This is a genomic window from Micromonospora sp. WMMD1082, assembly GCF_029626175.1.
In the GTDB taxonomy this organism is placed as follows: domain Bacteria; phylum Actinomycetota; class Actinomycetes; order Mycobacteriales; family Micromonosporaceae; genus Micromonospora.
Map to the genome: position 1 here is coordinate 361537 of NZ_JARUBM010000002.1, position 17907 is coordinate 379443.

The window sequence follows — 17907 nt, forward strand, 5'->3', positions numbered from 1 at the left end:
CCTGAGGCTAACGTGCGGGCCGTTCGTCCGGAGTGCTGCTCGGACTCGGCGTCGCCGGGGCCGGCTCGTCGCCCCCACCGGCGGCGGCGTACGCGACCGCCCCGATCAGGAGCAGCATGATCACGCCCACCTTCGTGGTGACCACCTTGATCAATAACCACGCAGCGCGACGTGCACCGGGCACGGTCTTCTTCGCCGCCTGGTAGTCGTTCCAGCCCCGTCGGGCGCGCGCGTACGACGACCCGACGCCACTTCCGATGATGAGGCCCACCAGCAGGAGGACCGCGATGAGAGGACGCTCCACCCACGCCAGTATTCATACCCAGCGGCATATTTCCATTCCCCGATCGGCCGTCGCTGGAATCCGACACTTGCCCCGAACTCGACGTAATCGGTCAGTGACTATCCGTACATCAGCCGCCCTTGCCGATGATCGTGTCGGCGGTCTGCTGCACCTGTTCGATCGGGATGGCGAAGCCGATGCCGATGGAGCCGTTGCCGTCGATGGTGGCGATCGCCGTGTTCACCCCGACCACCTCACCCCGCGCGTTGACCAGCGGCCCACCCGAGTTGCCGGGGTTGATCGAGGCATCGGTCTGCACCGCCCGGTGCCGGTTGTCGCCGAGGCGCACCTGGCGGTCCACCGCGCTGACGATGCCGGCGGTGACCGTGCCGGGCAGTCCCAGCGGCGACCCAACGGCCAGCACCGGCTCGCCCACCCGCGTCGACCCCGGCCTGGCCAGCGGCAGCGACGCCAGACCCGCCGCCGGTGGCACCTTGAGCACCGCGAGGTCGCTGCCCGGCTCCCGGCCCACCACCTCCGCCGCGAACCGCCGGCCGTCCGGCAGCTCCACCGTCACCGGCCCACCGCGCCCCTTGGCGAGGATGTGGTCGTTGGTGATGATGTGCTGCTCGGCGTCCACGGCGAAGCCGGAACCGTTCGCCGACCCGCCACCGGCGCCGCCGACCAGCACCGACACCACGCCGGGCACGGTCTTCTCGGCGGCCGTCACCAGTTCGGCCGGCACCGGGGCGGCCGAGGCGGCGGCCGGCCCCGGGGCACCGCCGCGACCGGCCACCCAGCCACCGGCCAACGCTCCCGACCCGGTGGAGAGCGCCACCACCGCCAGCCCCGCCAGCAGCCGGCGGCGCCAGCCCCAGGCGGCCCGGTCCCGTGCCTCCGCCGCCGCGCCCGGGCCGCCCCGTCCGTCCGGGTCGAGGTCGGGCGAGACGAACCAGGGTCCGCGCGGCTCGCCCAGTCCGGTCTGCACTGCCATAGGTCCACTCCTCACGTGGGCGGCTCGGGCCGCTGCTGCGGATCGGTCGGGCTGGGCCGGGGCCGGGTCAGGGCAGGCGAGGTCAGGGCAGGCGGGAGAACCACCGCATCGAGCCGAACGCCGCGCCCATCGCGAACACCAGCCCGAGCCCGATGAACCGGGCCGAGATGTCCTGCCGTACCTTGCGCCACCCCACCGAGCTGCCGATGTCGTCGTAGACGGCACGCAGCTCGGCGCTCGTGCCGGCCTCGTGGAAGCCGCCCCCGGTCTCCTCGGCGACGGCCCGCAACGTCTCCCCGTCCACCGGCACCTGGATCGGCCGCCCGCCACGGTCGACGAAGCCGCTCGGCGTGCCGAACGAGATGGTGTGCACCGGCACCTCCACGGCGACCGCGTCGGCGGCGGCCTCCATCGGATCCATGCCCGAGGTGTTCGCCCCGTCGGAGAGCACGATGATCCGGGCCGGCGGCGGCTGGGTGGCGGCCGCCTGGTCCAGCGCCTTCACCGCACCCAGCGAGGTGCTGATGGCCTCGCCGATCGCGGTGCCCTGCACACCGGTCACCCCCTCGGCGAGGCGTTCGATCCCGTCGTGCAGCGCCTCCCGGTCGGTGCTCGGTGGCACGAGCACCGCCGCGCTGCCGGCGAACGCCACCAGTCCCACGTTGAACTCACCGGGCAGGCCGTCGACGAACCGCCGGGCGGCGCTCTTGGCCGCGCTGAGCCGGTCCGGCTCCACGTCACCGGCGAGCATCGAGGTGGAGACGTCCACCGCCACCATCACGGTGGCGCGTTCCCGGGGCACCCGCACCTCGGCGGTGGGGCGGGCGAAGCCGACGACGAGCAGGGCCAGCATGGCCAGGAAGAGCCCGGCCGGCAGGTGCCGGCGCCAGGTCGGGCGCCGGGGCGCCACCCGGTCGAGCAACCGCAGGTTGGTGAAGCGGACGGCGTACCGGCTGCGGCGCCGCTGCGCCACGAGGTACGCCACGGCCACGGCCGCCACGCCGAGCAGCAACCAGAGCCGGACGGGCGACTGCCAGATCACGCCGCACCTCCCCGGCGCGGCCCGGCCGGGGCGGTGGCCAGCCGGCGCTGCGTGTGCACGTGCCGCACGATGTCGGCCGCCCAGTCCCGGTCGGTACGCAGCGCCAGGTGGGTCGCGCCGGCCCGGCGCAGCGCGTGCCGGACCTGGTCGCGTTGGGCGGCCGCCGCCGCCGCGTACCGCTCCCGCAGCCGGCGGTCGCCGGTCCACACCTCGCGGCGCTCGCCGGTCTCCGGATCGGCGAGCGTGATCAGTCCGACGTCCGGCAGTTCCAGCTCACGCGGGTCGGTGACCTCCACCGCGAGCACCTGGTGCCGCGCGGCCAGCCGGCGCAACGGGCGTTCCCAGCGGGCCGGGAGCCGGGCGTCGTCGGGCAGGCCGTCGAAAAAGTCGGAGACCACCACCACCAGGCCACGCCGGTGGGCCACCCGCTGCACCTCCGCCAGCGCGTCGGCCAGCTCGGCGGCCTGCGGGACGGCGGACGGGGCAGCCCGCGACGCGGCGTCCGTGTCGTGCCCACCCAGCCGGGGCGCGGCCAGCAACGCGCGCAGCAACCCGAGCAGATGGGTACGCCCACCACGGGCCGGCACCCGATGCAGCCCGTACGGCGTGAGGATCTGCGCACCGAGGCGGTTGCCCGGCCCGGCGGTGAGAAAGCCGATGGTGGCGACCGCGGCCACGGACAGCTCGCGCTTGTCCAACTCGGCGGTGCCGTACTCCATGCTGGGGCTCGCGTCGACCAGCAGCCAGGTGGTCAGCTCCCGGTCGGCGTCCACCTCCCGCACGTGCGGGACGGTGGTGCGGGCGGTGACCGACCAGTCCATCCGGCGCACCTCGTCCTCACCGGGGCGGTACTCCCGGCTGCCCGCCGCCTCGCTGCCCGGCCCGGGCAGCAGGCCGCGACGCTCGCCGTGCAAGAGGCCGTCGAGCCGCCGGGTCACGGTCAGTTCCAGCCGGCGCAGCCGCTGGTCGGGGGTGAGGTCGGTCAGGACCGGGTCCGCCGCCACGGGCGGCGGTGCGCTCTGGCGTCCCATCAGGCGGCTGCCAGGTCGGTCGCGTACTCCGGTCGACCGGTCGCCAGGCGGGGCGGTGGAACCGCCTCGACCAGCCGGCGTACGACCCACTCGGCGCTCACCCCGTCGGCCACCGCGTCGAAGGAGAGCACCAGCCGGTGCGCCAACACGTCCACGGACAGCTCCCGGACGTCGTCGGGCAGGACGTACTCCCGGCCCCGGAGCAGGGCCTGCGCGCGGGCGGCGGCGACCAGGCCGAGGGTGGCGCGCGGGCTGGCGCCGTAGGCGAGCAGCCCGGCGATCTCCGGCAGCCCGAACCGGGCCGGGTCTCGGGTCGCGAGAATGAGCCGGACCACGTACTCGGCGATGGCGTGATGGACGAAGACCTGCCGGGCCCGGTGCTGGAACTCGCGCAACCGGTCCGGGTCGAGCACCCGGTGCGCCCGGGGACGCTCGGCGCTCATCCGGTAGAGGATGGCCAGCTCGTCGGCGCCGTCGGGATAGTCGACGACGATCTTCATGAGGAAGCGGTCCCGCTGCGCCTCGGGCAGCTGGTAAACCCCCTCGGACTCGATCGGATTCTGGGTGGCCAGCACGAGGAACGGCTCCGGCACCCGATAGCTGCGCCCGCCGATCGACACCTGGCGCTCGGCCATGGCCTCCAGCAGCGCCGACTGCACCTTTGCCGGTGCCCGGTTGATCTCGTCCGCCAACACCAGGTTCGCCATGATCGGGCCGAGTTCGACGTCGAAGCTCTCCTTCGAGGCGCGGTAGATGCGGGTGCCGACGATGTCGGAGGGAACGAGGTCGGGGGTGAACTGGATGCGGGAGAAGGTCCCGCCGACCACCGTCGCGAGGGTCTGTGCGGCGAGGGTCTTGGCCACCCCCGGTACGCCCTCCAGCAGGCAGTGCCCGTCGGCGACCAGCGCGGTGAGCAACCGTTCGACGAGCCGATCCTGCCCGACGATCACGCGTTTGACCTCGAAGAGCGTCTGGTCCAGCTCGGCCGCGGTCGCGTCGGGATCGGCCGGGCTGGGCACGCTGGCCATGGTGTCCGAGATGTCCGTCACGGTGCTTGCTTCCCGAGGCGAGCGCCGGACAAACGTCGGAATTTTCCGCCTTCGAGGCACCAGACGGCGCAGGGGAGCCGTTATGCCCCTGGATCGCGGCACCGCACCCGGATCGCCCGGCACCGCACCCGGCCCCATGCACGGCGTCGGCCCCCGTCCCGGGACGGGGGCCGACGCCGACGGACGGATCAGCGGTGCACGAGAAGGTGGAAGGGCAGGTCGGCGGCGACGCCGGCGGAGTTGCGGGTCTGGATGAAGACCCCGTTCGGAGTGAGCAGCCGCGGCGCGACCGAGACCTCGCCGCCCGGCGGGATGCAGCACGAGTCCGGCCGGCCGATCGTCGCCACGTAGACGGCGGTGGTGACGTTGCTGCCGAACTGCACCTCGTACTGCCCGACGCCGTACTTGATGACGACGCCGTCGCCACGGGCCTTGGTGCCGTTGGCGTTGACCACCGTGGCGTAGAAGCCGGTGGCCGCGGCGATGGAGGTCTCCCCCTTGGCGAGCGCCGCCCGCGCGCTGTTCAGTGAGGCTGTGGTGACCGCCGGCTGCTGCGCGGTGCGGGCGGTGGGCTGGGCCGCCTCGACCGTGGTCTTCGCGGCGGCGATCCCGCCGCCAGCCAGCGCCAGGGCCAGGGCCGCGATCGTCACCGCGGCCGCCTTACGTCGGAAAAATCTGGTCATGACAGGTCTCCCTTGGTGACCGGGGATACGGCCGACCCGCGGCACGCGGGACGGATAGTGCCTTTTCCGGGCCGGGCGACATTGCGCACGAACCGTTGGCGCGCCCCATTTAGGATCGCGCCCACAGTCGACTACCTAGGCGACCTACAAGCGTCATGAGCTGGCGTTATGCCCTCGGAAGCAGCCGCCCGACCAGCTGGAACGTAGCATCGTAAAATGCCGCCGGTCAACAGCGGATCGCGGTTTATGGGTCGTCGGATCAACGCCACAGGAATGGTGAGAAGTGAACTCGTAAACCATTCACGAAAGGCATTCGACAATTCGGCGGGGCACGCCGACGTCACCGGCGGGCGGCTGGGAGCGGCTAGCCTGCCTGTCGTGGAGATCATCGTCGGCCGCCGGTCCCTGGCGCTGCCGGGGCGCACCGTGCTCTGCTGGCTGGCCGTCACACCGGGTGCCGCCTGGGCGCTGGCCCGGCTGGTGGGCCTGGACCGGGGGCCCCTGGTGCAGGCGCTGGCGTTCACGCCGTACGCGATGCTGGGGAGCCTGGCCCCGCTGGTGCTCGCGCTCGCCCTGCGGTGCCGCTGGCCGGCGGTCGTCGCGGCGCTGGCCACGGTGGTCCTGCTCGCGCTGGTGGCTCCCCGCGCCCTGCCGACACCGCAACCGTCGACCGCCGGGCCGGTGCTGCGGATACTCACCGCCAACCTCCTCGCCGGCGCCGCCGACCCGCGGACGGTGGTCGAGCTGGCCCGCGCCGAACGGGTCGACGTGCTCGTCGTGCAGGAGTTCACCCCCGGCGCCGAGGCCGCGCTGGACCGTCTCGGTCTCGACCAGCTGCTGCCGTACCGGCAGCTCAACCCGGTCGTCGGCACCCCCGGCTCCGGGCTGTACGCCCGCCACCCGATCAGCGGCGGCGGCATCCGCCAGCTGCGCGGCGGGTGGGGCTTCACGCAGGCGTACGCGACCGTGGCGGTGCCCGGCGCGCCCCCGGTGCGCGTCGAGTCGGCACACCCGGCCGCCCCGTACGCGGTGGACCAGGTGGGCTCGTGGCGCGCCGACCTGGCGGCCCAGCCGGCGGCCACTCCGGACGGGCCACTGAGCATCCTCGCCGGGGACTTCAACGCCACCCTCGACCACGGCCCGCTGCGCGCCCTGCTCGCCACCGGCTACGCCGACGCCGCCGCCTCGGTCGGCGCCGGGCTCACCGGCACCTGGGGACCGTACGACGGTGATCCGATCCCGCCCGTGGTGATCGACCACGTGCTGGTCGACCGGCGCATCGCCGTACGCGCCGTGTCGGTGCACCCGCTGCCCGGCAGCGACCACCGCATGGTCCTGGCCGAGCTGCGGCTGCCGGGTGCGGACGGATGAGCGGGGTTGCCCGCGCTACACGCGGGCTCGGTCGAGGCCGTAGGTGAGCGCGTCGACCAGGGCGTGCCAGCTCGCCTCGACCACGTTCGGGTGCACGCCGACGGTGGTCCAGCCGCCGCCCCGGCCATCGGCCGTCTCGACCAGCACCCGGGTCACCGCGCCGGTGCCGTGGCTGCCCTCCAGGATGCGCACCTTGTAGTCGGCCAGCTCGAAGTCCCGCAACTGCGGGTAGTGTCGGCCGAGGCCGACCCGCAGCGCCTCGTCCAGCGCGTTGACCGGCCCGTTGCCCTCCGCCGTCGCGATCACCCGTTCGCCGCGTACCCGGATCTTCACGGTGGCCTCGGAGACCACCGCGCCATCCTCACGGTGCTCGACCAGCACCCGGTACGACTCCAGCGCGAACGGCCGCACCGGTGCGGCGTCCGGCAACTCGGAGCGGACCAGCAGCTCGAACGAGGCGTCCGCCGCCTCGAACGACCAGCCGCCGGCCTCCAACTCCTTGACCCGGTTGGTGACCCGGGACAGCGTCTCCGGATGGCCGGCCAGGTCCAGTCCCAGCTCGCGGCTCTTCAGCTCGATGCTGGCCCGGCCGGCCATCTCGGTGACCAGGATCCGCATGTCGTTGCCCACCACCTCCGGTTCGACGTGGTTGTAGAGCAGCGGATCCACCTTGATCGCGCTCGCGTGCAGCCCCGCCTTGTGGGCGAAGGCGGCGGCCCCGGCGTACGCCTGGTGGGTGTCGGGGGCGATGTTGGCGATCTCGGCGATGGCGTGGGAGACCCGCACCATCTGCTCCAGGCAGCCCTCCGGTAGGACCGGCAGCCCGAGCTTGAGCTGAAGGTTCGCGACGACCGCGAAGAGGTCGGCGTTGCCGGGCCGCTCGCCGTACCCGTTGGCGGTGCCCTGCACGTGCCGGACCCCGGCCTCGACGGCGGCGATGGTGTTGGCGACCGCGCAGGCGGTGTCGTTCTGGGCGTGCATCCCGAGCACCTCGGGAGCGACGCCGATCCGGTCGGTGAGATCGACGATGGCCGCGGTCACCTGGGACGGCAGCATCCCGCCGTTGGTGTCGCAGAGCACGAACCGCTCGGCACCCGCCGCCAGCGCGGTCTCCACCACCGAGGCGGTGTACCCGGAGTCGTGGCGGTAGCCGTCGTAGAAGTGCTCGCCGTCAACGAAGACGCGGCGCCCCTCGGCGACCAGATGGGTCACCGTGTCGTGGATCATCGCCAGGTTCTCCTTCGCCGTGGTGCGCAGCGCCCGCTCCACGTGCCGCAGGTCGGCCTTGGCGACCAGGGCGATCGCCGGGGTCTGCGCGTCGAGCAGGCCACGCACCTGCGGGTCGTCGGCGGCGACCGCACCGGCCCGGCGGGTCGCGCCGAAGGCGACCAGCACCGCGTGCCGAAGGTCGAGTTCGGTACGCGCCCGGCGGAAGAACTCGGTGTCCTTCGGCACCGCGCCCGGCCACCCGCCCTCGATGAACCCGACACCGAACTCGTCGAGCAGCCGGGCCACCGCGAGCTTGTCGACCACCGAGTAGCTGAGCCCTTCGCGCTGGGCACCATCGCGCAGGGTGGTGTCGTAGACCTGGAACGTCATGGGGGATCCCTTCGTCCGGCACTGACCGCGCAACAAAAAGACCCCCCGCGGATGCGGGAGGTCTGCGCGCTCGGCGAGTGGGGCGGCCGGCGCGCTAGTTGCCAATAATGCGGGCGGTGCGTGTCACGGTGGGTAGTCTGCCACTCTCGACGGGTTTTGGGAGGCAGAATCCACATGCCGGGACGCCGGGCGGTGTCGGCCCCGCAGCTGCCCGCCGGGCCGGATGTGGTTGGCGGGTTCCGTGGGGCGGGTGTAGAGCGCCGCGCAGAGGGTAGGAGTTTTCGGGACAACGGAACACGTTCCTCCGAGACGACTGCACAGTCGAGGCAGGAGAGGTCCCATGGACAGGCTCGACCGAGACACCAGCACGTCCGCCACGCCGGACCCGGCGCTGCGCGCCGTCGACCAGAGCGTCGTCGCCGGCGGCACCCCCGCGGGCGCCTTCGACCCCTGGAGCTACCGGGACGACGCCGGGGTGGCCGGCGCCAACCTGGTCGGTTACAAGGTCGAGGCCACGGACGGCTCGATCGGCAAGATCGACAGTGACAGCGCCGAGGTCAACGCCAGCTACCTGGTGGTCGACACCGGGCCGTGGATCTTCGGCAAGAAGGTCATGCTCCCGGCCGGGACGGTCAATCACGTCGACCACGAGGAGCAGAAGGTCTACGTCGACCGCAACAAGGACCAGATCAAGGCGGCGCCGGAGTACAACGAGACGGCCACCGACCCGACGTACCGGGAGAAGCTCGGCGGCTACTACAACGACACGTACGGTCCCATCCCGCCGGGCGGCCTGCGGTAGGACGATCCGGGCGGGCGGAGACGCCTGACGGCCGGTGGGCAGCGTCCCACCGGCCGTCTACCGTGTCAGGGGTGGACTCCATCGAGGTCAACCGCAGGATTCCGTTCACCACCGCCTTCAACTTCCGGGACGTGGGCGGCTACCGCAACCGCGACGGCCGCACGGTCCGGACCCGCCGGTTCTACCGCTCCGACTCCCTGCACCGCATCGGCGACGGCGACCGGGACGCCTTCGCGGCGCTCGGCGTGCGGACCGTCATCGACCTGCGTCGCCCGTACGAGGTCGAGCGCGACGGCCGGGTGCCCGACTTCGACGGGCTCACCTACCGGCACATCCACCCCGATCACGCGGAGTGGGGCGAGAAGTCGTACCAGCCCGGCGCCGACCTGGCCCGCTACCTCGCCGACCGGTACGCCGACCTCGCCCGCACCGGCACCGCCGGGCTGGCCGAGGCGATCGGCCTGATCGCCGAGGGTGCCAACGCGCCGGTGGTGGTGCACTGCGTGGCGGGTAAGGACCGCACCGGCATCGTCTGCGGGCTGACCCTCGCCGTCCTCGGCGTGGACGATGCCGAGATCGCGGCCGACTACGCGCTGAGCACCGAGGCCTCGCAGCGCTTCACCGCCTGGGCCGCCGCCACGTTCCCGGGTGTCGCCGAGTTGCCGGCGCCGTTCCTGTCCTCGCCGGCCGAGGCGATGCTGCTGTTCCTCGCCGAGATCCGCGAGGGTCACGGCTCGGTCGACGACTACCTGCGCCACGCCGGGGTCACCGACGACCAACTCGCCGCCCTGCGCGTGCATCTACTCCGGTGACCTCCCGGCTGGTGCCACCCCTGGTCGGTCGCCGACTCAGTCCCTCCACACCAGACGGGCCACGTAGACGCCGAACCCGGCGAAGAACAGGCCCCCGAACAAGGGCACATGCCAACTGTCCGGACGCTCCTGCACATAGATCTGCGTAGCCCGAGGGCCACTGACCCGGGCCGGCAACGACCCGGGCGAACCGGAGCCCAGCTTCGACTGGATGTCGAGGTCGTGGATGCGAAGTGACCCGTCGTCCGAGACGAAGTCTCCGCTGCAGCCCCAGCCACCGCTACCCCACCGTGGCTGGGAGAACCGGCATTCCGTGATCGTCGCGGTGCCGGCGACGCCACGGTACCGAGCCATCGCCCCTTCGACGGCGCCGGAGAGCAACCACCCGGAGCAGCACCAGAACGGAGCCAGGACGACCAGCAGGAGGAGAACTCCTTCGGTCCCTTTGGCACGCCAGGAGGCCCGGACCCGCGCCAGCACGCCGACTCGCCGATCAGGGGCGTCCGAGGTCACCACTCAACGCCAACGACCGGGCGCACCACACGCCGTCACGCCCGTCGGGCATCCCGGGACGGTGAAGTGGCAGACGCACCCACCGCCCCGCCCAGGTCGACCGGCGCTCAGGCTCACCACACGCGGTGGACCCAGTTGTGCGGGTCGGCGGCCTTGCCGCGCTGGAGGTCCACCAACTGCTGGCGCAGCGCCATGGTGACCGTGCCGGGCTCACCGCCGGCGACGGTGAACTCCCCGTCGGGGAAGCGCACCCGCCCGATCGGCGTGATCACCGCCGCGGTGCCGCAGGCGAAGACCTCGCGCAGCCGGCCGCTGGCGGCGTCCGCCTGCCATTCGTCGAAGGTCACCGGCCGTTCCTCGACCCGGTGTCCGGCCGTCGACGCCAGCGTGAGCACCGACTCGCGGGTGATGCCGGGCAGGATCGTGCCGGTCAGCGGCGGTGTGGCGATCGATCCGTCGGCGTAGACGAAGAAGACGTTCATGCCACCCAGCTCGTCGACGAAGCGACGCTCCACCGCGTCCAGGAAGACCACCTGGTCACAGCCGTGCTCAAGCGCCTCGGCCTGGGCGGCCAGCGAGGCGGCGTAGTTGCCGCCGCACTTGGCCGCCCCGGTGCCGCCGGGCGCCGCCCGGGTGTAGTCGGGCGAGACCCAGACCGTCACCGGCTTGACCCCGCCGGCGAAGTAGGCGCCCACCGGTGACGCGATCACCGAGTAGAGGTACTCGTTGGCGGGGCGAACACCGAGGAAGACCTCGCTGGCGAACATGAACGGTCTCAGGTAGAGGCTGCCGTCCTCGCCGTCGGGGATCCACTCCCGATCGATCTCGATCAGCCGGTGCAGGGAGTCCACGAAGGTCTCCTCCGGCAGCGGTGGCATGGCCATCCGGGCGGCCGAGGTGTTGAACCGGGACGCGTTGGCGTAGGGGCGGAACATCGTGACCCCGCCGTCGGCGGCGCGGTAGGCCTTCATGCCCTCGAAGATCTCCTGCGCGTAGTGCAGCACGGCGCTCGCGGGATCCATCGGGATCGGCCCGCGCGCCTCGAGCCGGGCGTCGTACCAGCCCTTGCCGTCGGCGTAGCGGATGGTGACCATGTGGTCGGTGAACACCCGGCCGAACCCGGGGTTGGCCAGCAGCGCAGCCCGGTCGGTGGCGGATACCGGCGCGGGGTTCGGACGGATCTCGAAGTCGATCTTGTCACCACCGCTCATCGCGCTGACCTCCCTGGGACGACGGCATGCGCCGACCGCACGCCCGAAACATCTGTGTGCCAGAAACCTACCCCGAACGGTCGTTCAGCGGGTAGGTCCACCGCTGGACAGGTGGCACGCTACCGGCCGGAGACGCCGGGCGACCCGAGCCTGGAGGGCGGGCGGCTCAGGCGGCCGCCTGCGCCGCGATCCGGTCGCCCACCTCGGCGGTGCGCAGGGTTACGTCCGCGCCGCGGCCGGCCAGCTCCGCGCTGACCGCTGCGGTGATCCGCGCGGCGGCGTCGCCGTGGCCGAGCTGGTCGAGCAGCAGGGCCGCCGAGAGTACGGCGGCGACCGGGTCGGCCACACCGCGACCGGCGATGTCCGGCGCGGAGCCGTGCACCGGCTCGAACATCGACGGGTACGTCCCGTCGGGGTTGATGCAGCCGCTGGCGGCGAGGCCGATCCCTCCGGTCACCGCGGCGGCGATGTCGGTGAGGATGTCGCCGAAGAGGTTGTCGGTGACCACCACGTCGTAGCGCTGTGGCTGGGTGACCAGGAACATCGCGGCGGCGTCGACGTGCTGATACTCGGTGGTGACGTCGGGGTGCTCGGCGGCCACCGCCTCGAAGGTGCGGGACCACAGCGAGCCGGCGTGGGTGAGCACGTTGGTCTTGTGCACCAGGGTCACCTTGCGACGCTCGCGCCGTGCGGCGCGGGCGAAGGCGTCACGGATCACCCGCTCCACGCCGTGCCGGGTGTTCAGGCTCTCCTCGGTGGCGACCTCTGCCGGGCCGCCCCGGTGCAGCGTGCCGCCGGCGCCGGCGTACAGCCCCTCGGTGCCCTCGCGGACGACCACCAGGTCGACCTCGCCCGGCTTGACCGCCGCCAGCGGGCTGGCCACGCCGGGCCAGAGCCGGGACGGGCGCAGGTTGACGTACTGGTCGAAGGCGAAGCGCAGCCTCAGCAGCAGGCCGCGCTCCAGCACGCCGGGCGGCACGGTGGGGTCACCGACCGCGCCGAGCAGGATCGCGTCGTGCCCGGCCAGCTCGCTCAGCACCGAGTCGGGCAGGACCTCGCCGGTGCGGTGGTAACGTGCCGCACCGAGGTCGTACTCGGTCGCCTCGACGCCGGGCAACACCGCGTCGATGACCTTGCGGGCCTCCGCGACCACCTCGGGGCCGATCCCGTCCCCGGCCACCACCGCGATCCGTGTCACGTCCGCCAGCTCCTTCGCTCGAATGGCTCGACGGTACGCTGCCGTCCCGCCCCCCGGTACGAATGTTCCACTTATCGGGATATCAGCACGCACAGGAGCTTTCCAGCAGGCATTCATGGTGCGGTCATCTGCGCTGCCTAACGTGAGCGTGACGGGCCGTGCGCCCGGGCGGCCGCCGCGACCCAGGCGGCGGGCGTCGAGGAGGGGGCAGGCGCGATGTGGACCGACGAGCAGCCACGAACCCGGTGGGCGGATCCGGAGACCTTCCGCTTCCGCCGGCCCGACCTACGGCTCGGCGCCCGGCAGCAGCGGCCGGACCGGTCCGGTCTGGTCGCCGGGGACCGGATCGCCGTCCGGCACACCGTACGCACCTCGACGGCGGAGTACACCCTGCTGCTGAACGCGCCCGAGTGGCTGGGCCGGCGCGGGGCCGGCGCGGCGTTGCGGGACGCCGTGGCCGAGCTGCGGGCGATCGACCTCACGTACGGGCCGAACCGCCCGGAGAGCCTGGTGTCCCGGTTGCGCCGGGGCGAGATCAGCCCCGAGTCGTACCCGCCGCTGGCGGATCTGGTGGACCGGTGCGCCGCGATGCGCGCGGCCACGGACGGCTGGTTCGACGCCTGGGCGGTGCCCGGCGGCTTCGATCCGGGCGGCCTGCTCGGTGGGTGGGCGGTCGAGCGGGCCGCTGCCCGGTTGCGCGCCGCGGGCATCCATGACTACGCCGTGCTCAGCGGCGCCGACCTGGTGGTACGCGGCCACGCCGGACACGGCGGCCCGTGGCGCGTCGCGGTGCACCACCCGGCCGACCGGCACCGGGCACCGCTGGTGCTGGAGATGACGGCGGGCGCGATCGGCACCTCCGGGGTGACCGGGCGGCAGGGGCACGTGGTGGATCCGCACACCGGCGAGCCGGCCGGGCACCTGGTCGCCGCGACGGTGGTGGGCCCCGATCTCGCGGTGGCCGACGCCTACGCCACCGCGCTGTACGCGGCGGGACCGGCCGGGCTGGCCTGGTTCCGTGCCGGGGACTACCGGGTGCTCTTCGCCGCCCGCCGCTGAACACGTGACCCCGGTGCGACAGCGATCGGCCTCCACGGTCGCGGCAACGACCGTGGAGGCCGGTCGACGACGAGTGCGCGTGGCTCGCGCAATCGAGGGGTGCGGGCCGGTCGGCCGGACGTCAACCTCGCCACCCGAAGACGGGCCGGCGCCACAAGCTCGGCAGGTCACCGCACCCGTACGCTATCGAATTGACGCGTTTCGCGGCAAGGGCTCCACAGGGGAGTGTTCGGGCGATCCGGGTAGCCCCATTCGGCCCGGGGACGGGTCGTTTTCGACAAGGTGAATCGCAGATGGCACCCTGTTCGCCGTGAGTTTCGATCTGAGCGTGTGGGCCCTGGCGGACGGGGCGACGCCTGACGACGTGCGAGCCGCGGTGCAGCAGTGCCGCAACGGCCGGCACAGCGAGCGCCAACCGGACCCACGGCTGGTCGCCTTCTACCGGGCGATCACCGCCCGCTACCCCGACCGGCCGGCCGGCCCGGGCACCCCGTGGGCGGTCGCGCCGCTGCACACCGCGGCCGACCACGTGGAGCTGAACCTGGACCCGGCCTGCACCGACCAGGTGCTCCTCGACATCGAACGGCTGGCCGGCGAGCATCGACTGATGCTCTTCGACGCCCAGGACGGCTCGGTCTACCCGCCACCGGCGGCCCGGCTGCCCGGCTGACCGACCCCGCACGACGCGGGGCCCGGCCGAAGGCCGGGCCCCTGTCGCCGCCGGCGAGGACTGCTCGTCGTGCGGAGACCACCCGTCGCGTGCGTGGGCTACTCGTCGCGCAGGTCGGCGGCGCTGGCCGCGGTCGCGCCGATCGAGTCGGCGGCCGAGGTGAGCAGGTCGGCGCCGAGCGCCTGGTCGACCGTCAACGTCATCAGCGTCTCACCGCCGGCCTCCCGGCGGGCCACCTGCATCGCCGCGATGTTGATGCCGGACTGACCGAGCAGGGTGCCGACGGTGCCGACCACGCCCGGCCGGTCGGCGTAGCGGAGGAAGAGCAGGATGCCCTCGGCGCCGATCTCCACGTCGAAGCCGTCGACCTCGGTCAGCTTGATGACGTCCCGGGCGCCGGCCTGGGTCACGGTCCCGGAGACGCTGACCGTACGGCCGTCGGGCAGCGCGCCGCGCACGGTGACCAGCACCGGGTGGTCGACGGTCTCGGTCTGGGTGGCCAGCGTCACCTCCACGCCGCGCTGGGCGGCCAGGTGCGGCGCGTTGACGTAGGTCACCTGCTCCTCGACCACCGAGCTGAACAGGCCCTTGGTGGCGGCGAGCTTGAGCACCGAGACGTCGTGGTCGACGATCTCGCCGCGTACCTCGACGGTGACGCTGGCGGCGACCCCGCCGGCCACCGCGGTGAAGGCGCGGCCGAGCTTCTCGGCCAGCGGCAGCAGCGGGCGGACGTCCTCGGCGACCACCCCACCGGCCTGCACGTTGACCGCGTCCGGCACGAACTCGCCCTGCAGGGCCAGCTTCACGCTCTTCGCCACGGCCAGGCCGGCCTTGTCCTGCGCCTCGGCGGTGGAGGCACCCAGGTGCGGGGTGGCCACCACGTTGTCGAAGGCGAACAGCGGCGAGGAGGTGCACGGCTCCTTGGCGTAGACGTCCACGCCGGCACCGCCGACCCGGCCCTCGGCCAGCGCGTTGGCCAGCGCCTGCTCGTCGACCAGCCCGCCCCGGGCGGCGTTGACGATCCGCACCCCCGGCTTGACGATGGAGAGTTCCTTCTCGCCGATCAGGCCCACGGTCTCCGGGGTCTTCGGCAGGTGGATCGAGATGAAGTCGCTCTCCCGCAGCAGCTCCTCCAGGCCGACCAGGCGTACGCCCAACTGCGCGGCCCGGGCCGGCTGGATGTACGGGTCGTACGCGATGAGCCGGGTGCCGAACGCCGCGATCCGGGACGCGAAGAGGACACCGATGCGACCGAGGCCGACCACGCCGACGGTCTTGCCCTGGATCTCCACGCCGGTGTACTTCGACCGCTTCCACTCCCCCGCCTTGAGCGCCGCGCTGGCGCTGGCGGTGTTGCGCGCGACCGCGAGCAGCAGCGCGACGGCCTGCTCGGCGGCGGAGACGATGTTGGAGGTGGGCGCGTTGACGACCATGACTCCCCGCGCGGTGGCGGCCGGCACCTCGACGTTGTCCAGACCGACGCCGGCCCGGGCCACGACCTTGAGCCGGGGCGCGGCGGCGATCGCCTCGGCGTCGATCTGGGTGGCGCTGCGGACGATGACGGCGTCGGCCTCGGAGAGCGCCGAGAGCAGGGCCGGGCGGTCGGTGCCGTCCACGTGCCGGACGTCGAAGTCGTGGGCGAGCACCTCGATGGCGGCGGGAGCGAGTTCTTCGGCGATCAGTACGACAGGAGTCATTGGTCCTCGTAGATGTCGTCAGAGCGGTCGGCCGGGGCGGTGGACGCTGCGTTGCGCCCGGCGCGTTTCCGGGCCATGGCCGTCAGGTGCCGAATACGCACCTACCCGCGATCGTAGGCGCCGGGCCGCCCGACGCGCCTCGGTGCGCGAGGTGAGTGCCCTCACAAACCGGACGTGACCTGCGGGTGACCCGTGGGGGTACCGCGGGTTGCGGCAGCCGGCGGTGTGCGCAGACCCAGGAAGGCCCGGCATGCCGCAACCCGCGACGCGAACTCAGGCGGTCTCGGTGATCGGGCGGTCCACCCAGCTCATCATCCCGCGCAGCTTGCGGCCGGTCTCCTCGATCGGGTGCGCCGCGCCCTCGGCCCGCCACTTGGTGAAGTTCGGCCGGCCGGCGTCGTCCTCGGCCACCCACTCGCGGGCGAACTCGCCGGACTGGATCTCGCCGAGGATCCTGCGCATCTCCTCCTTGACCCGGCTGTCCACGATCCGCGGGCCCCGGGACAGGTCGCCGTACTCGGCGGTGTCGGAGACGCTGTAGCGCATCCGGGCGATGCCGCCCTCGTACATCAGGTCCACGATGAGCTTCAGCTCGTGCAGGCACTCGAAGTAGGCCACCTCGGGGGCGTAGCCGGCCTCGGTGAGCACCTCGAAACCGGTCTGCACCAGCGCCGCCGCGCCGCCGCAGAGCACCGCCTGCTCGCCGAAGAGGTCGGTCTCGGTCTCCTCGGTGAAGGTGGTCCGGATCGCGCCGGCCCTGGTCCCGCCGATCCCCTTGGCGTACGACAGCGCGAGCGCGAGGGCGTCGCCGCCGGCGTCCTGCTCGACGGCGACCAGGCAGGGCACGCCCTTGCCGTCGACGTACTGCCGGCGGACCAGGTGGCCGGGGCCCTTCGGAGCGACCATCGCCACGGCCACCTCGGCCGGCGGCGTGATCAGCCCGTAGCGGATGTTGAAGCCGTGCCCGAAGAACAACGCCTTGCCGGGGGTCAGGTTCGGCGCGATCGACTCCGCGTAGATCTTGCGCTGGGCGGTGTCCGGTGCCAGCACCATGATCACGTCGGCCTCGGCGGACGCCTCGGCCGGGGTGAGCACCCGCAGGCCCTGCTCCTCGGCCTTCGCCCGGCTCTTCGAGCCCTCCGGCAGGCCGATCACGATGTCGACGCCGGAATCGCGCAGCGACAGCGCGTGGGCGTGGCCCTGACTGCCGTACCCGATCACGGCGACCTTCTTCGCCTGGATCAGGCCCAGGTCGGCGTCGTCGTCGTAGTACACCTCAACGCTCATGACTTCCCTTTCGTACGGCGGCCGCAGCGGCCCGTGGTGGCTCAGTGATCGGGCGGCCCGGTAGGGGCCGGTGGACAGTTCGGATCAGGCGGCCCGCAGGGCCGGACCGGCGGTGATGGCGCGGGAGCCGCGCCCGATCGCCACCAGGCCCGACTGGACCATCTCCTTGATGCCGAAGGGCTCAAGGTCACGCAGGAGCGCGTCGAGCTTGTCGGGGGTGCCGGTCGCCTCGATGGTGAGCGTGTCGGCAGCCACGTCGACCACCCGGGCGCGGAACAGGTTGACGGTCTCCAGGACCTGGGCCCGGGCGTTGCGGTCCGCCCGCACCTTCACCAGCAGCAACTCGCGGGCCACCGAGGTCGACGGATCCAGCTCCACGATCTTGAGCACGTTCACCAGCTTGTTGAGCTGCTTGGTGACCTGCTCCAGCGGGGAGGACTCCGCGTTGACCACGATGGTGATGCGCGAGACGTCCGGGTTCTCCGTCTCGCCGACGGCGAGACTGTCGATGTTGAACCCGCGCCGGGAGAACAGCCCCGAGACCCGGGCCAGCACGCCCGGCTTGTTCTCCACCAACACGGACAGCGTATGCATAGTCACAGAGCC

General features: G+C 72.6%; 18 protein-coding genes. 5 read left to right on the forward strand and 13 right to left on the reverse strand.

All coding sequences use genetic code 11. The features are described from left to right. Nucleotides 1-7: 7 nt before the first annotated feature. The 6 genes from O7615_RS01770 to O7615_RS01795 form a co-directional block, all read right to left on the reverse strand. Nucleotides 8-304: a hypothetical protein gene (locus O7615_RS01770; RefSeq protein ID WP_278175382.1), complete on the reverse strand. Its 297-nt coding sequence runs from the start codon at nucleotides 302-304 to the stop codon at nucleotides 8-10. A gap of 109 nt (nucleotides 305-413) precedes the next feature. After that, entirely contained in the window at nucleotides 414-1277 is an 864-nt protein-coding gene (locus O7615_RS01775; RefSeq protein WP_278175383.1) for a trypsin-like peptidase domain-containing protein, read from the reverse strand. An 82-nt stretch (nucleotides 1278-1359) separates the two neighbouring features. Continuing rightward, nucleotides 1360-2319 (reverse strand): VWA domain-containing protein, encoded by a 960-nt coding sequence (locus O7615_RS01780; protein WP_278175384.1) that lies wholly within the window; start codon nucleotides 2317-2319, stop codon nucleotides 1360-1362. After that, entirely contained in the window at nucleotides 2316-3323 is a 1008-nt protein-coding gene (locus O7615_RS01785) for a DUF58 domain-containing protein (protein ID WP_278181948.1), read from the reverse strand. The genes O7615_RS01780 and O7615_RS01785 overlap by 4 nt, the downstream gene beginning before the upstream one ends. Before the next feature lie 26 nt (nucleotides 3324-3349). After that, the gene (locus O7615_RS01790; RefSeq protein ID WP_278175385.1) at nucleotides 3350-4399 is read right to left on the reverse strand and encodes a MoxR family ATPase; all 1050 of its coding nucleotides are present in this window, start codon (nucleotides 4397-4399) and stop codon (nucleotides 3350-3352) included. A 188-nt stretch (nucleotides 4400-4587) separates the two neighbouring features. Continuing rightward, nucleotides 4588-5082 carry a hypothetical protein gene (locus O7615_RS01795; RefSeq protein WP_278175386.1) on the reverse strand — a complete coding sequence of 165 codons (495 nt, stop codon included), beginning with the start codon at nucleotides 5080-5082 and terminating at the stop codon, nucleotides 4588-4590. 426 nt (nucleotides 5083-5508) lie between these two features. On the opposite strand from O7615_RS01795, the gene O7615_RS01800 reads away from it, so the two are divergent. Then, entirely contained in the window at nucleotides 5509-6453 is a 945-nt protein-coding gene (locus tag O7615_RS01800) for an endonuclease/exonuclease/phosphatase family protein (protein WP_278181949.1), read from the forward strand. A 15-nt stretch (nucleotides 6454-6468) separates the two neighbouring features. Here O7615_RS01800 and cimA read toward each other — a convergent pair whose 3' ends face one another. After that, the gene (gene cimA, locus O7615_RS01805) at nucleotides 6469-8052 is read right to left on the reverse strand and encodes a citramalate synthase (RefSeq protein WP_278175387.1); all 1584 of its coding nucleotides are present in this window, start codon (nucleotides 8050-8052) and stop codon (nucleotides 6469-6471) included. Nucleotides 8053-8392: 340 nt separating this feature from the next. On the opposite strand from cimA, the gene O7615_RS01810 reads away from it, so the two are divergent. Next, nucleotides 8393-8854 carry a PRC-barrel domain-containing protein gene (locus tag O7615_RS01810; RefSeq protein WP_278175388.1) on the forward strand — a complete coding sequence of 154 codons (462 nt, stop codon included), beginning with the start codon at nucleotides 8393-8395 and terminating at the stop codon, nucleotides 8852-8854. Nucleotides 8855-8925: 71 nt separating this feature from the next. After that, nucleotides 8926-9666, forward strand: coding sequence for a tyrosine-protein phosphatase (locus O7615_RS01815; protein WP_278175390.1), 741 nt, complete (start codon nucleotides 8926-8928; stop codon nucleotides 9664-9666). Nucleotides 9667-9702: 36 nt separating this feature from the next. Here the strand turns inward: O7615_RS01815 and O7615_RS01820 are convergent, their stop codons facing one another. The 3 genes from O7615_RS01820 to O7615_RS01830 form a co-directional block, all read right to left on the reverse strand. Then, on the reverse strand, nucleotides 9703-10179 hold the full coding sequence (locus O7615_RS01820) for a hypothetical protein (protein WP_278175391.1): 477 nt from the start codon (nucleotides 10177-10179) through the stop codon (nucleotides 9703-9705). 113 nt (nucleotides 10180-10292) lie between these two features. Further along, nucleotides 10293-11390 carry a branched-chain amino acid aminotransferase gene (locus O7615_RS01825; RefSeq protein WP_278175393.1) on the reverse strand — a complete coding sequence of 366 codons (1098 nt, stop codon included), beginning with the start codon at nucleotides 11388-11390 and terminating at the stop codon, nucleotides 10293-10295. A gap of 166 nt (nucleotides 11391-11556) precedes the next feature. Then, nucleotides 11557-12588 (reverse strand): 3-isopropylmalate dehydrogenase, encoded by a 1032-nt coding sequence (locus O7615_RS01830; RefSeq protein ID WP_278175394.1) that lies wholly within the window; start codon nucleotides 12586-12588, stop codon nucleotides 11557-11559. A gap of 216 nt (nucleotides 12589-12804) precedes the next feature. Here O7615_RS01830 and O7615_RS01835 point away from each other — a divergent pair, with 216 nt between their 5' ends. Then, a complete protein-coding gene (locus O7615_RS01835; RefSeq protein WP_278175395.1) occupies nucleotides 12805-13647 on the forward strand; it encodes an FAD:protein FMN transferase in 843 nt (280 codons plus the stop codon). 310 nt (nucleotides 13648-13957) lie between these two features. Next, nucleotides 13958-14317, forward strand: coding sequence for a hypothetical protein (locus O7615_RS01840; RefSeq protein ID WP_278175397.1), 360 nt, complete (start codon nucleotides 13958-13960; stop codon nucleotides 14315-14317). Nucleotides 14318-14415: 98 nt separating this feature from the next. Here the strand turns inward: O7615_RS01840 and serA are convergent, their stop codons facing one another. The 3 genes from serA to ilvN form a co-directional block, all read right to left on the reverse strand. After that, nucleotides 14416-16014, reverse strand: a complete 1599-nt coding sequence (serA, locus tag O7615_RS01845) for a phosphoglycerate dehydrogenase (RefSeq protein WP_278175399.1) — start codon at nucleotides 16012-16014, stop codon at nucleotides 14416-14418. A gap of 273 nt (nucleotides 16015-16287) precedes the next feature. Beyond that, entirely contained in the window at nucleotides 16288-17301 is a 1014-nt protein-coding gene (gene ilvC, locus O7615_RS01850; protein ID WP_278175401.1) for a ketol-acid reductoisomerase, read from the reverse strand. A gap of 84 nt (nucleotides 17302-17385) precedes the next feature. Continuing rightward, a complete protein-coding gene (gene ilvN / locus O7615_RS01855; protein ID WP_137777000.1) occupies nucleotides 17386-17901 on the reverse strand; it encodes an acetolactate synthase small subunit in 516 nt (171 codons plus the stop codon). Nucleotides 17902-17907: the final 6 nt, after the last annotated feature.